16 protein-coding genes, 1 tRNA gene and 1 pseudogene are annotated in these 13,528 nt (G+C 56.7%); 7 read left to right on the forward strand and 11 right to left on the reverse strand.

Annotation, left to right across the window (positions count from 1 at the left end; translation table 11 throughout):
* The first annotated feature begins 25 nt into the window (after positions 1–25).
* Positions 26–820, forward strand: a complete 795-nt coding sequence (locus tag LF599_RS09380) for an inositol monophosphatase family protein (protein ID WP_279520552.1) — start codon at positions 26–28, stop codon at positions 818–820.
* On the opposite strand, the gene LF599_RS09385 is transcribed toward LF599_RS09380, so the two are convergent.
* Entirely contained in the window at positions 817–1,353 is a 537-nt protein-coding gene (locus tag LF599_RS09385) for an NUDIX hydrolase (RefSeq protein ID WP_279520553.1), read from the reverse strand. The two genes, LF599_RS09380 and LF599_RS09385, sit on opposite strands and share 4 nt — an antisense overlap.
* A gap of 86 nt (positions 1,354–1,439) precedes the next feature.
* On the opposite strand from LF599_RS09385, the gene rimI reads away from it, so the two are divergent.
* From rimI to tnpA, 6 genes and pseudogenes are all read left to right on the forward strand, one after another.
* Positions 1,440–1,895, forward strand: a complete 456-nt coding sequence (gene rimI / locus LF599_RS09390) for a ribosomal protein S18-alanine N-acetyltransferase (RefSeq protein ID WP_269943693.1) — start codon at positions 1,440–1,442, stop codon at positions 1,893–1,895.
* 11 nt (positions 1,896–1,906) lie between these two features.
* Complete coding sequence (locus LF599_RS09395) at positions 1,907–3,103, forward strand: phosphoglycerate kinase (RefSeq protein ID WP_279520554.1); 1,197 nt, start codon at positions 1,907–1,909, stop codon at positions 3,101–3,103.
* 2 nt (positions 3,104–3,105) lie between these two features.
* Positions 3,106–3,861 (forward strand): triose-phosphate isomerase, encoded by a 756-nt coding sequence (tpiA, locus tag LF599_RS09400; RefSeq protein ID WP_279520555.1) that lies wholly within the window; start codon positions 3,106–3,108, stop codon positions 3,859–3,861.
* A 40-nt stretch (positions 3,862–3,901) separates the two neighbouring features.
* Complete coding sequence (secG, locus tag LF599_RS09405) at positions 3,902–4,252, forward strand: preprotein translocase subunit SecG (protein ID WP_269943692.1); 351 nt, start codon at positions 3,902–3,904, stop codon at positions 4,250–4,252.
* A 16-nt stretch (positions 4,253–4,268) separates the two neighbouring features.
* Positions 4,269–4,355 (forward strand) — tRNA-Leu (locus LF599_RS09410).
* A 307-nt stretch (positions 4,356–4,662) separates the two neighbouring features.
* Positions 4,663–5,092: pseudogene (gene tnpA / locus LF599_RS09415) on the forward strand (IS200/IS605 family transposase).
* Positions 5,093–5,227: 135 nt separating this feature from the next.
* Here tnpA and LF599_RS09420 read toward each other — a convergent pair.
* From LF599_RS09420 to LF599_RS09465, 10 genes are all read right to left on the reverse strand, one after another.
* Complete coding sequence (locus LF599_RS09420; protein ID WP_279520556.1) at positions 5,228–6,349, reverse strand: ABC transporter ATP-binding protein; 1,122 nt, start codon at positions 6,347–6,349, stop codon at positions 5,228–5,230.
* Between the two features lie 9 nt (positions 6,350–6,358).
* Positions 6,359–7,171, reverse strand: a complete 813-nt coding sequence (locus tag LF599_RS09425; RefSeq protein WP_279520557.1) for an HAD-IIA family hydrolase — start codon at positions 7,169–7,171, stop codon at positions 6,359–6,361.
* Complete coding sequence (locus LF599_RS09430) at positions 7,161–7,730, reverse strand: glycerol-3-phosphate responsive antiterminator (RefSeq protein WP_279520558.1); 570 nt, start codon at positions 7,728–7,730, stop codon at positions 7,161–7,163. The genes LF599_RS09425 and LF599_RS09430 overlap by 11 nt, the downstream gene beginning before the upstream one ends.
* 57 nt (positions 7,731–7,787) lie before the next feature.
* Complete coding sequence (locus LF599_RS09435; protein WP_279520559.1) at positions 7,788–9,041, reverse strand: ABC transporter substrate-binding protein; 1,254 nt, start codon at positions 9,039–9,041, stop codon at positions 7,788–7,790.
* A 44-nt stretch (positions 9,042–9,085) separates the two neighbouring features.
* Positions 9,086–9,925 carry a carbohydrate ABC transporter permease gene (locus LF599_RS09440; protein ID WP_279520560.1) on the reverse strand — a complete coding sequence of 280 codons (840 nt, stop codon included), beginning with the start codon at positions 9,923–9,925 and terminating at the stop codon, positions 9,086–9,088.
* A gap of 9 nt (positions 9,926–9,934) precedes the next feature.
* Positions 9,935–10,828 (reverse strand): carbohydrate ABC transporter permease, encoded by an 894-nt coding sequence (locus tag LF599_RS09445; protein WP_279520561.1) that lies wholly within the window; start codon positions 10,826–10,828, stop codon positions 9,935–9,937.
* 25 nt (positions 10,829–10,853) lie between these two features.
* Positions 10,854–11,765: a PHP-associated domain-containing protein gene (locus LF599_RS09450; protein WP_269943685.1), complete on the reverse strand. Its 912-nt coding sequence runs from the start codon at positions 11,763–11,765 to the stop codon at positions 10,854–10,856.
* Between the two features lie 322 nt (positions 11,766–12,087).
* Positions 12,088–12,522, reverse strand: a complete 435-nt coding sequence (locus LF599_RS09455; RefSeq protein ID WP_269943747.1) for a GNAT family N-acetyltransferase — start codon at positions 12,520–12,522, stop codon at positions 12,088–12,090.
* Positions 12,523–12,550: 28 nt separating this feature from the next.
* A complete protein-coding gene (locus tag LF599_RS09460) occupies positions 12,551–12,847 on the reverse strand; it encodes an AzlD family protein (protein ID WP_279520562.1) in 297 nt (98 codons plus the stop codon).
* The gene (locus LF599_RS09465) at positions 12,834–13,526 is read right to left on the reverse strand and encodes an AzlC family ABC transporter permease (RefSeq protein WP_279520563.1); all 693 of its coding nucleotides are present in this window, start codon (positions 13,524–13,526) and stop codon (positions 12,834–12,836) included. Before LF599_RS09465 ends, LF599_RS09460 begins: the two co-directional genes overlap by 14 nt.
* Positions 13,527–13,528 lie beyond the last annotated feature (2 nt).

Here is a 13,528-nt window from a genome sequence, read left to right on the forward strand (position 1 = left end):
CCCTTTTCTTTGAGGAGAGTCATACATGACGGGTGATTTCGACGCCACGCGAGTTATGCAAGGGCTTGAGCGCGTTGCGGACAGGGCCGGAGAAATCGTGCGGGAAGGCGCCGGCCGGACCCGAACCATCAGGCACAAGGGCCGTATCGACCTGGTTACCGAGACCGACATGGCCGTGGAGACCATGCTCAAGGACGAGCTTGCCGCGCTGCTGCCCGGATCGGATTTTCTGGCCGAGGAGACGGCCAAGGATACTGAGCCCGGCGAATTGACCTGGATCATCGATCCCGTGGACGGGACTACGAATTTCGCCCATGGCCTTCCATTCGTGGCCAACTCCATCGCTTTGTGGCATCGTGATCGGGTGGTTCTCGGCATGGTCAACATGCCTCTCATGAATGAACGGTTCACCGCCATGGAAGGGCGGGGAGCTTTCCTGAACGGCACTCCCATCAGTGTGACCGGCGAAGCCGATCTTGAGCAATCCCTGTTGGCCACGGGTTTCCCCTACGACATCGAGAAGCACCTCGAAGACATTCTTCGGAATCTCCGTACGCTGCTGCCTTTGACGCAGGGCATCCGCCGGGCGGGCGCGGCTGCCGTGGACCTGGCATATGTCGCCTGCGGACGGCTGGATGGTTTCTACGAGCGCGCTCTGAATCCGTGGGACACGGCGGCCGGAACGCTGCTTGTCCGCGAGGCGGGCGGCATGGTGAGTGAGTACGAAGCCTCCAGGCCCTATTCGTTCGCATCGCCTTGTATCCTGGCCACCAACGGCCGGATTCACGGAAAGGTAAGCGGGCTTATCGCGAAGGGTTAGGCCGGCACGAGCAGGCCGGATTCCCACAGAATGACGAGGTTCGGCGTAAGCAGCTCCCGGAATTCCTTGACCAGGCAGGTCAGCTCCTCCGGAGAGTAGTAGAATCCTTCGGACGCCGAGTCTTCATTGGGGACAACGGACAGGGTGTTTCTGGTCACCTCGAACAGAGAGACGTGTTCGAATCCGGTTTCAGGCCCGGCGGGCAGCTCTCTGACCAGTTGGGGATGTTCGATTTCCAGATTCAGCTCTTCCTTGAGGGCGCGCACGGCGGCATCGAACGCGGATTCACCGGCCCGGGGATGGGTCCGGGCGGAGATGTCCCATCTGCCCGGAAAGAACAGTTTGTTCTGGTTGCGCTTTTGCAGGAAAATTTTTTTTTCGGGATTGAAAACGAGCACCTGGACGGAACGGTGCATCAGCAACTGGCGGTGTACGCTGCGCTTGGAAAGCACGGCCAGCGGGCGGTTGTCCTTGTCGATGACTTCGACCAGATGGTTCGCGTCTTGTTCGAGGGAGTCTTGGGGAGAGATCATATCCGTGTGCTCTTTTGTTTTGCTTTCAAACCCTGTATACACGCAATGTTTCAACATATCCAGCCCCATATGGGCGCGGAGGGGCAATGAGAGACGTGGTCGTCGAATTGGGAGCGCCGGATGTCGGCGACCTCATCGAGCTTGAAGCGCTTTGCTTCGATTATCATTGGACCGAGGAGCAGTTCCTGCTTGGTCTTGAGGCGGGAGCCTTCAAGGTAATCGGCGTGCGCAGGGGCGGCATTCTTGCCGGGTACATGGCTTTTTCTCTCATTGCGGACGAGATGGAGATACTCAACCTGGCCGTACATCCGGATTTTAGACGGCAAGGGCTGGGCGAAGCCCTGCTGGCCAGGAGTTTCGAGATATGCCGCCAAAGCGGCATCGCCAAAAGTTTTTTGGATGTAAAGGTCTCCAATGATCCGGCCTTGGCATTATACCGCAAGTTCGGATACAAGAAGATTGGCATAAGGAAGAAATATTACCCGGACACCAAGGAAGACGCACTGTTGTTCCGGTACGATTTTCAAAACAACGAAGCGTGAGGATTTGACGTATGCTGTTTATAGATCAGGTGGATATCGCAGGAAAAAAAGTACTCTTCAGAGTGGACTTCAATGTTCCCATCGAAGACGGTGTCATCACCGATGACAACCGTATTCGTGCGGCCCTGCCGACCATCCGGTACGCCCTGGACAAGGGGGCTTCGGTCATCCTCTGCGCACACCTGGGCAAGCCCAAGGGCAAGGTTGTGCCCGATCTTGCTCTTGGCCCGGTGGCCAATCGGACCGGCGAGCTGCTCGGCAAGGGCGTGCCGCTGGTGCCGGGCCGGATCGGCGATCAGGCCGTAAAGATGGCGGCCGAGCTCCAGCCGGGACAGGTCATCATGCTCGACAACCTGCGTTTCAATCCGGAAGAGACCGGCAAGACGCCGGAGGAGCGGGGCGATTTCGGCAAGCTGCTCGCGTCCCTGGCCGATGTGTACGTGAACGACGCCTTCGGGGTCGCGCATCGCGAAAACGCTTCCGTAGTGGACGTTCCCAGGCACGCCAAGGTCTGCTGTTGCGGCTTTTTGCTTCAGCGCGAGTACGAGTATCTCGGCGAGGCGCTGAAGGCCCCCAAGCGGCCTTACGTCTGCGTCTCGGGCGGTGCCAAGGTGTCCACAAAGCTGGGTATCCTGAATAATCTGCTGGGGAAGGTGGACGACATCATCATCGGCGGAGCCATGGCCAACACCTTCCTGCTGGCTCAGGGGTACGACGTTGGCCAGTCGTTGGTGGAGCCTGACCTGGTGGACGCAGCTGCGGAGATCATGGCCAAAGCCAAGTCCATGGGATCGGTGCTGCATCTGCCTGTGGACTTTCTTTACGCCAAAACGCCCAAGGCCAAGCAGGCCGAAGGTGTATGTACGGCCAAGACCATTCCGTCGGACGCGCTGGTATTGGACATCGGGCCGGAAACCATCACCAATTTCGTTTCCGTTCTCAAGCTGGCCAAGACCGTTGTATGGAATGGGCCCATGGGCCTTTTCGAGACCACGGCATTCGCCAACGGCTCGTTGGCTGTCTGTGAGGCCATCGCCGGGCTGGACAACTCTCTGACCATCGTGGGCGGCGGGGATACCGATGCCGTTGTGCATCTGATGAAACTGGAGGATAAGTTCAGCTTTATCTCCACCGGCGGCGGCTCTTTCCTGGAATTTCTCGAAGGCAAGGAGCTTCCGGCCTTCAAAGCCTTAAAGGAGTGCATCTAATAATGAAGAAGCTGATGGCAGCCAACTGGAAGATGTACAAGACCTGGGACGAGGCGCAGGCCACGGCTCGGGATCTGGTCGGCCTGGCCGCGGGCAAGCTCCCTGCGGACAGGGAGGTGCTTGTCTTTCCTCCTTTCACCGCACTCAAGGCGGTGAGTGATGTCCTGGACCCTGTGCCCGGTTTCTCAACCGGAGGGCAGGACTATTACTATGAAAAGGAGGGGGCTTTCACCGGGGAGATATCTCCGGCCATGCTCAAGGATGTCGGCGCGGCCTACGGCCTTACCGGACATTCCGAGCGCAGACACATCCTTGGCGAAGGCGACGAGTGTGTTGGCCGAAAAACAGCCTATGGGCTCTCCAAGGGGCTGAAGGTCATCCTGTGCATCGGCGAGCTTATCGAGGAACGCAAGGCGGACCGTGTCGAGGAAGTGCTGGAGCGGCAGTTGCGGATAGGTTTGAAGGATGTTTCTGCGGACTTTGATCCTGAGCAACTGTCGGTTGCCTACGAACCCGTCTGGGCTATCGGCACCGGAGAGGTGGCCGGCCCGGCTGAAATTGTCGAAGCACACACTTTTATTCGGAAAAATCTCATTTCTCTCTTCGGAGAAAAAGCTAATGAAATGAGGATATTATACGGAGGAAGTGTCAAGCCGGAAAATTGCGGCGACATTATTGCGCTTGACAACGTGGACGGAGTGTTGGTAGGAGGCGCGAGCTTGCACGGCGAAAGCTTCAGTCGGATCGTACTGGCTTGATATTGCAAGCGGAAAGAAGTTTTAAGAAAAGGGAAAAATTGTGGAAACCATCGTCATAGTCATACATGTTTTGGCTTGCATCTTTCTGATCGGTGCTGTAATGCTTCAGTCCGGTCACGAGGGGATGGGAGTCATCTTCGGCGGCGGGAGCAGCACTATGTTCGGCAGCACCGGCGCAGGCGGACTCCTGGTTAAGGTAACCGCTGGACTTGCAACGGTTTTCTTGGTAACCTCCCTCGGATACAATGTCCTGACTGGCAACAAGGTATCCAATCAAGACTCCATCATGCTGCAGCAGAATGTGCCTGCGGCTGAGACTGAGGCACCGGCCGCACCGGCCAAGCCCGGAGTCACCTTCAAGGATACCGGAGACGACGCCAAGAGCGAATAAGCTCAAAGCATATCGTGCCGAGGTGGTGGAATTGGTAGACACGCTGTCTTGAGGGGGCAGTGGAAGAAATTCCGTGGGGGTTCGAATCCCCCCCTCGGCACCACGAGAATAAGAGGGTTGCAGCTAACAAGCTGCAACCCTTTTTCTTTTTTGCGATCGGTTACAGCTAAAAGGCCCGAAATACCGTGGTTGAGTCAAGTGTGCCAAACCGGTGGGTCAAACTCTCTCGAAAACCAGGGGGGAGATGAGGCTGTTTCCGTATGCAACTAACGCCATTGTGCTCCCTCGGCACCGTTAGTCCGGTGAGCCCCCCCCCAGCTTTGCTGGGGGACCAGCAAAGTTTGACTTATGTGGGAATAGCATAAAGCCTCCCCTGGTGAGCTGCTCAAAGTGAGCACAGGAGAGGCTTCATGAAGTGCAATTCAAGCCTATGTCACACGCGGTGGGGCTGCAAGTATCACATCGTTTGGATACCCAAGTGCCGCCGGAAAATCTTGTTCGGAAATATTCGGACGTACTTGGGAGAAGTCTTCCATAAGTTGGCAAATCAGCGTGAGAGCCAAATTTTGGAAGGGCATTTATGCAAAGATCACGTGCATATGTATATCGCGATTCCATCCAAATACTCCGTGGCGCAAGTCGTTGGTTTCATAAAAGGAAAAAGTGCAATCCACATAGCTCGTGAAGTCCAGGATCGAGCGCGTGGTTATGCTGGCCAAAGCTTTTGGGCAAGAGGGTACTTCGTTTCGACCGTGGACGAGATGAAAAGTGATTCGCGAGTATATCCGTAAGCAAGAGCAGGAAGATCAGCGAATCGAGCAACTGAAATTCCGCCTTTAGGCGGTTCTTAAAGCCGCTTTGAGCGGCTCACAAACTTAAGCCCCCGGCTTTGCCGGGGGTACTATGACTCGGTTATTTTTTTGTCTTCATACTTCGGATTTCATAAGTCGACATTTCCAAGGTGAGCATAGCGCCTTAGTTGTAGTTGCAGTTCCAGCCGTCGGCATCGAAATATCTGACGCTTTCCACACTGGGATTAAGACGGACCGAACTTCCCAGCTCCGGGACGGCCTCTCGCGTATCCCTGCGGCTGATGGTGTTTATCCCCAACTCTTCAACATTGCAGTAGATCAAAAAGGTCGATCCCAGGTCTTCAATATTGGTGACCACAGCCCGCAGTCCGGTTTCGTTCATGTCGGTGTGGACACGCAGCCGGCTTGGTCTCACCCCGATGGAGCATTCGCCTTGCAGGTTGGACGGGGCCGATATCTTGATTTCTCCGATCTGCAACACGCCCGATTCAACGACTCTGCCCGGAATGATATTGATTTTGGGGGAGCCAATGAACTCCGCAACGTCCCGGTGTTTGGGATTCCTGTAAATGTTCCTGGGGGCATCGACCTGGATGAGCTGGCCGTCCATCATCAACGCAACCCTGTCCGAAAGCGTCATAGCCTCTTCCTGGTCGTGCGTGACATAGACGAAGGTGGTGCCCAGGCGGCGGTGGATGGCCGCCAGTTCGGTACGCATGTGGGCGCGCATTTTCGTATCGAGATTGGAAAGCGGTTCGTCCATTAAAAAGACTTCGGGATTCCGGACCATGGCCCGTCCAAGCGCCACCCGCTGCCGTTGGCCGCCGGAAAGCTGCGAGGGCTTACGGTCGAGCAGGTTTCCGATGTCCAGCACATTGGCGGTTTCTTCGACTTTGAGCCGGATCGAGTCGTGGACGGATCGAGCATTGCCGATGAACCGTCCGGCAAACGGTATGCGCTGGAAAGCGGATAGCCCTCGCATGACCAGCGGCATGGACATGTTCTGTCGGACGGTGAGGTGCGGATACAGTGCGTAAGACTGGAAGACCATGGATACTTTTCTATTTTTGGGCGTCACGGCGGACACATCCTTGCCGCCGATAAGAAGCGTTCCATCCGTCTGCTGTTCCAGGCCGGATATAATGCGTAACAAGGTGGACTTGCCGCATCCCGATGAACCGAGCAACGAAATGAATTCTCCGTCCTTGATGTCGAGGGATATGTCTTTCAGTACTTTTGTCGCGCCGTAGGATTTTTGGATGTTGTCGATGGTTATGGAAGCCATAATTCGCTCCTACAAAGGTTGATGATGGGATTGGGCAACCGTCTGATACAGGGCGTATGTTGAAGGAAGCACAAGGCGGGGCTCCTTCAGATTGTCCGGGTATTGCGTCGCATTGTTGGTCAGCCAGCAGGCGTCGATGCCTGCGGCGATGGCCCCGGCAATGTCCGTGGCGGGCGTGTCCCCGACCATGAGGCATTCCGAAGGCGTGACTCCGAGCGTGTCGAGGATGTGCTGAAAGGCATAGCCTTCCGGCTTGGTGACGGCCTGGGGCTTCCGCCCGGTCACAGCTTCGACGGCGGCGGCCAGCGATCCGGTTTCCGGTTCGCGCATCCCGTCGTCTCTCGGATGATAAAGATCCATATTGGTGCTGTAGAATTCCGCCCCTTGCTGCACGTGTCTGGCGCAGTGGCGCAGGGTGTCCATGGAAAAGGCCGTGTCGCGTCCGAGCAGCATGATGGTGCACGCGTTCTCACTGTGAATCGGAATGCAGGTGTGGCCGAACGATTCAATTTCGCGCACGAGACTTTTTGTTCCCGCCACGCACACGCTCGTCCCGCCAAAACGTTGCAGCAGGTGGATTCCCGTTATGGTGGACGCCAGGAAAATCTGTTCGCGCTTTACGCTAATCCCCATTCCCCGCAGTTTGTCCTGCATGGAGCGCGGAGAATGAGTGGAGTTGTTGCTCAAAAAGGCGATGCGTTTTCCCTGGTTCTTCAGCAACGATACAAGCTCGGAAGCACCGGGGGCAACGGTTTCTCCGAAATGAATGCACCCGTCGAGATCGAATATATATGTTGAATATTTTGAAAAATTATTTTTCATTGCGGAAATTCCAGAGGCGTTGTTCGCTCATGGCCAGTGCGTCCACCCCCGCATCCAGCATGGACCGAACCTCGTGTTCGTGCCTGATGAGTCCTGCGGCGAACAGGGGGACGTTTAGCAACGCCTTGAATTGTCCTGCAATGGAGGGGACCAGGCCGGGCATGAGTTCAACCGCGTCCGGCTTGACGGATTCTATGTTTCGAATGCCGGTGTGCAGAGCTTGGGTGTCGATGAGGAAAATCTGCAATATGGTGGTCACCCCGAGGTCCCTTGCCGCCGCGAGAAGGTGGGGCTTGGTTGAGACAATGCCGTTCAAAGGACCTTGCTCCACCAGAAACGCTATCCCTTCCTGATCGCGCCCCAGTCCTTTCACCAGTTCGGCGTGGAAGAAAATGTGCTTGTCCGCCTCATAGGCCTGACGGGCCAGGTCCCGTACAAGGGAGACGGTGCCTCCCATCATGAAAATGGTGGAGACTTCACTTTTCAGCGCGAGCTGAAATTCTTTTTCCGTCCGTACCGCGGCGATGATCGGCCGCTTGGTAAATGTCTTGAATTTCAAGGTGTAATACTCCAGAGGCAGGAAGGAGGGTGTTTCCCTCCTCCCTGTAGTGGGGTGTTAGCGGGGAAGGAGGGCCTGCACTTTGTGCGCGACGTCCTTGAGAACACCATCGGCGTCGGTGGTCTTCCCGGTGGCCAGGCTCTCCATGCCTTCATAGATCACATCGGTGATCTTCAGACCGTTTGCACCAGGGAAGGCATACCAGCCGGTCATAAGGGGCAGGCTTTTGACGGCGGTAAGGTTGTTCGGATTCTTTTCGTAGAATTCCTTGAGGTTTTTTACAGCCAGTTGGTTGGCGGGCATGTAGCCGGTGTAGCGAGCGACGATTTCCGCGCCTTCGGGACCGCACCAGAACTTGATGACGCGCCAAGCCGCTTCCTGCTTCTCTTTGTCCTTGGTGAGCATGAGGACGCCGTTTCCGCCTGCGGGCAGGGTTCCGCCGGGTTTGACGCTCGGGAAAGGAACGGTTTTCAATTCGAACAGGCCGCCGATGCTCTTGTTGAAAGCGGCCAAGGTAGAGGTGGAGGTGAAGTAGCAACCTGTTTTGCCGGTGACGAAGTTCGTCTTGGAAGCCTTGCGGCTGCTGTTGGGCTGCTTGCCCTTGGTAATCATGTCGCGGAAGGTGTTCATGGCCCATTTACCTTCCGGGCCGTCAAAGGCGACTTTTTTCTCGTCGGGAGTCAGCATGGCGCCGCCCTGGGAGAAGACAAGGGCCTGGAAAAGCCAGTTTCCGGTGATACCGTAATCGAAAAACATGCCGTCCACTTCGTCGCCGAGGGCGTCCACCTTGGCGGCGTAAGCGATGACCTCGTCCCAGGTCTTGGGAAGAGTTTCTTCCGTGTAGCCGGCCTTTCTGGCCAGATCCATGTTGTAATAGGCGATGGGCAGAGAGATGGCGAAGGGCAGGGCGTAGATATCGTTTTTGAACCGGCCCGAATTAATCATGCCTTCGTGGAAGCCTTCGGCGCTGATATCTTTTTCCTGCTTGATGAATCGTCCCAGGGGCTGGGCGATCCCACGGTCCACGAAAATGCGGAAACGGTTGAGGCCCTGGAAGGTGATGTCCGGCGTGTTGCCGGTCATGGCCTGGCGCAACACGTTCTGGGTCGCATCTTCATAGCTGTCGTAAGTCGAACGGATTTCCACGTGGATATCCGGATTTTTCGCCTCGAACGCTTCGATGATGCGGTTGTGCACCTCGCTAAACATGAAAGCGTAGGGGTATTCCAGGGTAATGGTGGTTTTGGCGAACGCGTTTTGGGCCAGGAGGCAGGTCACGAGACATGCCGCAATGAGTACAAATCTTTTCATGAGGTTCTCCGATTTGAGGTCTAAACGTTTTTCAAGCAGACGGACTAACCCTTCAGCCCTGCCTGCATGGCGATACCTTTGATGAATTTTTCCTGAGCGGCCAAAAAGCCCACGACGAGAGGCGCGATGATGACGGTGGCCGCGGCCATGAGCGCGCCATAGTCGTTGCCCGCTTCGTCGTTGGCGAAGAAGCTGACGCCGAGCGGCGGGGTATAGGTGTGCTTGCTGCTCAGGACGATCAGGGGCCAAAAATAATCGTTCCAGTGAGCGACAACGGAGATGATGCCGAAGGCCGTAAGGGCCGGAACGGCCATGGGAACCATGAGGCGCCAAATAATGCTGAATTCGCTCATGCCGTCCAGGCGCGCGGCGTCGAGGATTTCATCCGAAACGGTGAGAAAGAACTGGCGCATCAGGAAGATGCCCAGAACGGATATGGTCCAGGGGATGATGAGCGCGCTGTACGAGTCCAATGCGCCAAGCTTCCAGAGGAGCAGGTACACCGGAATGGATATGGCCTGCGCCGGGATCAGCAGCCCCACCAGGATAAGGGTGAACAGCAGTTTTTTCCCTTTGAAGTCCAGTTTTGCCAAGGCGTAGGCGCACGGCGTGGCGATGCAGGCTTGGAGCACGAAAATGGCGCTGGTCACGATGGCTCCGTTTATCATGAACGTCAGCAAGGGCTGGGCCGTAAACGCCTTGCTGTAGTTCTCGATCACGTACCAGCGCTCCGGAAGGAGTTGAAAGCCGCTGTTGAAGATTTCCTCCGGCGGCCGCAGGGAGGCCAGAAACATCCATACAAAGGGAACCAGCATGATACATGCGCCGGAAAGCAGTATTGCGTGTCGCAGGAAAGGCTGCCAGCGGAAGTGTTTTGTTTTCATGTCCCGCTCCTAATTGTAGTGGACGTGTTTTTCGGCCACATAGGTTTTGATGAGGGTGAATCCGAGAACGCAAAGGAGAAAAATCACCGTGATCGCCGACGCATATCCGGTGCGAAAGAATTCGAAGGCTTCCTTGAACATGGTGTAGATGAGCACTTCCGAGGCATTGTTCGGGCCGCCCTGGGTCAGGACGTGAACCGCGTCGAAGACTTGAAAGGAACGGATGGTCGTGATGATCGAGACAAACAGGGTCACCGGCGAAAGCAGCGGCCAAGTCACCAACCAGAAGCGACTCCACCCGCTTTCCGCACCGTCCAGGGCGGCGGCCTCGTGCAGTTCCTTGGGGATTCCGGAAAGCCCGGCCATGAACAGGACCATGTTGAATCCCATGTTTTGCCAGATTCCTATGCCGCAGAGTGTAATCAGCACCGTGTTTTCGTTGTGAAGCAGCTCGAATCCTCCCAGTCCGAAGAGGGGGAGTATGTGGGCGGCCAGTCCCACCCGCGGATGCAGAACGAATTCCCAGGTGATGGCCATGGCCACGGAGCAGGTCATCACAGGCAAAAAGAATACTGCCCTGTAGAATTTCTTGAGGGATTGGCCTGATTCGATAAGCAGGGCCACGCCAAGTCCCATGAAGATGGTGAGCGGTACGGTGACGAGTGTATAGATGCACGTGTTGCCGAAAGAACGTCTGAATGTTTCGTCGGCGAAAATCTGCGCATAGTTGCGCAAGCCGATGAACTCCAGGGTGTCGCTGCCGAACTGCCAGTCCGTGAAGGAGAGGCCGAACACCACGAGCAGCGGGCCTATGAGTAGAAGGAACAGTAGCAGAGTGGCAGGCGTTACAAGGAGATACGCTACCCGTACCTGCGCCGCTTGCAGGGAAGATTTGAAAGCCATGATGGGTCCTTTGAAAGGGGTTCTTCTAGCGGAAGAAAGGTTGCGTCCAGGCTTGGCAGCCGTAGTTCCCGTGCACCTCAACCCGCGCGTAGGGCGTGGTGTGCTCTTGGAAGCTCCACTCCAAGGCTTCGGAGAGTTCTGTCTTCAGGCAAATCCCCGCCTGACCGATCACCCGGATCAGCGCTTTGTCGGGCAGGCTGACTCGGATCGTGTCCCCTTCCCGTTCAATGTGTGTGAAAGCCGGTCCGTTCGACGCGTAGAACCGGCCTTTTCCGAGTGCATCGAAGATGCTTTCGGGCGATTTGTCGTCGGCGTTGACCATAATCCACCCTCGGCCGACACCGTCGCTTTGGTGCGCATCGTCGCTGGCAAAACCCAACAGCCGGAAGCCGGAGCTAAGCAGGATGTCCCATTCCCTGACGGCGTAGGCGTCTCCTTCCAGGCGATCGATCACGGCATTATAGATTTCCATCCCGTCAACATGGGGGGCGGTGGTCAGCAGGGTGGCCAGATCATAGTGGCGCGGAAGTTTCCAGTTCGGGTGGTTGATGACGGTCAGCACCGAATTTCGGTCGGAAGCGAGCAGGGTCCGTAGCTCTCTCGGCGGAAGCAGGGCCGCGAGAGCCTCGCTGTCGAGGCTGTAGAGGCCGAGGTGATCCTGATGGGAAACGACGGAGTCGCCCATGGAGCCCATGCGTGAGTTCCACTCGAATCCCGGGAGGAGTGTCAGATTGGGATGTTGGGCAGGGGTGATCCCCATATGGTCGGAGACGGAGATGAAGTCATATCCTTTGCCTTCGTAGCAGAGGAGCAGTTCATCCAGCGAAATGCGGCCGCACGGGCTGGCGGGCGAGGAGTGTGAATGGAGGTTGCCTTTGTACCAGGAACGGGAAGCCGTGACGGAGTCATACGGATTTTGCCAGTTGACCGTTTGCATAAGAGATTCCTTTTTGAACGCCCTTGAAGGCGATGCTAAAATATACAGAAAAACTTCCGGCCCATTCCAGATGGCGGGGCCTTTTTCGATTCACACGGAAGTTAGTCTGCGTAAGGAATTTCTCTTTAGCTCTTCCCTCAGCACAGGATGGCGAAACATACCCGGAAAAAACGACGGGAGTATTTCCGCAATAAGGCAAGTATGTGACAAGAACAGAATCACGATTTCGTTTTCGGTGTTCGTGCTCGACGGGCCCTTTGTCAGAACAGGGGCTGGATAGGGAGACCGCGAAGCCTAGAAGAGGAGGAAAGCGGCAGCGGTATCAGGATAGTTCCAAATGCAGGAGTGGAAAGGGCTTTCCCTGCCCGTCCAGAGAGGAGCGGCCTACAACCTTGAAACCGAAGTTGATATAAAAGCCCAAGGCTTGAGGATTTTGTTCGTTGACGTCCACCTTGGTCACGCCGAGCGTATCCACGGCATGGCGGCAAAGAGCCGTGCCGACGCCGTTGTTCCGGCATTCTGGTCGGATGAAAAGCATCTCCAGGGTTTTTCCGCCGACTCCGCAGAAGCCAAGGATGAGGCCTTCGGCGTTTCGCGCGCAGCGCAATTCCACGGCATCGAAGTATCGCTCTAGGATGAGCGGCTTCAGGAATAGGATGTCTTCTTCGGACAGGAAGTCGTGGGTCGCGCGGACCGATGCCTCCCATACGGCGAGGAGTTCCGGGAAATCGTCTTTGCCGCCACGTTCGATGCGCATGAATACCCCTCTCATTTCCTTGAGTTGATTATATGAAATGGCGCAGAAGGACCAGTGAGCCGACACCAGCCGCCAAGGCGAGGGGCATATTCCGAAATCGCAGGGAAACGAGGAGGGTGACGCCCGAAGCGATGGCCTCTGCCGTTCCAACGGTAAAGACGAGGGGGGCGAGAAGGGCGGTCAGGATGGAGCCCGGCAAGCGGGACAGGCACGCTTCCACCCGGCGGTTGCCCTGAACCAGCCGCACCAGCCATGGGCCGCTTATGCGGGTCAGGTAGGTGACGGCGGCCATGCCGAGTATGGCGAGCAGGCTATCTGTCTGCATTGGCACCCCACAATCCGGTCAGGCTTCCGGCCAGTCCTCCGGCCACGATGTACCATTTTCCTGGCAGGAAATGATGAACCGCCAGAGCGGTAACAGCAGCCGCAAGCCACGGAGGAATGTCGCCTTTTCCCTTCCAGAGCCCGGCCAGCAGGGACAGGAACACGGCGGTGAAGGCGAAATCGAGGCCGAATGCCTCGGGATCGGGGATGGCGGCTCCGGCCAGCCTGCCCGTGATGGTGGCTCCCATCCAGGCAGCCCACAAGAGCAGGCCGCTGCCCAGAAGAAAACCGATGTCCGCCTTGTCCCGCTGCACGGCTCCGTAAGTCATGGCCCAGCTTTCATCCACCAGGAGGAAGAGCAGAGGCAGGGTGGTGCGGGGCGGAAGCCCGCGCATCCACGGAGCCAGGGACGCGCTCATGAGCACATGGCGGAGATTTACAATGAATGTGGTGAAGATCAGGGCCGTTATGGGTAACGGATGTGTCCACATGTCCAAGGCTACGAATTGGACCGAACCGGCAAAGACAAGCCCGCTGGACAGGATTGATTCCGTCATGCTCAAGCCAGCCTGGCGGGTAAGCAGTCCGTAGACCATGCCATAGGCAAAGACGCTGAGGGCCACCGGCAGGGTGCGCAAGGCACCCTGCCGGGCCGATTCGAGGGAGAGTCGTGCCGTCACGG

It is taken from the genome of Pseudodesulfovibrio thermohalotolerans (assembly GCF_021353295.2).
Classification (GTDB): domain Bacteria; phylum Desulfobacterota; class Desulfovibrionia; order Desulfovibrionales; family Desulfovibrionaceae; genus Pseudodesulfovibrio; species Pseudodesulfovibrio thermohalotolerans.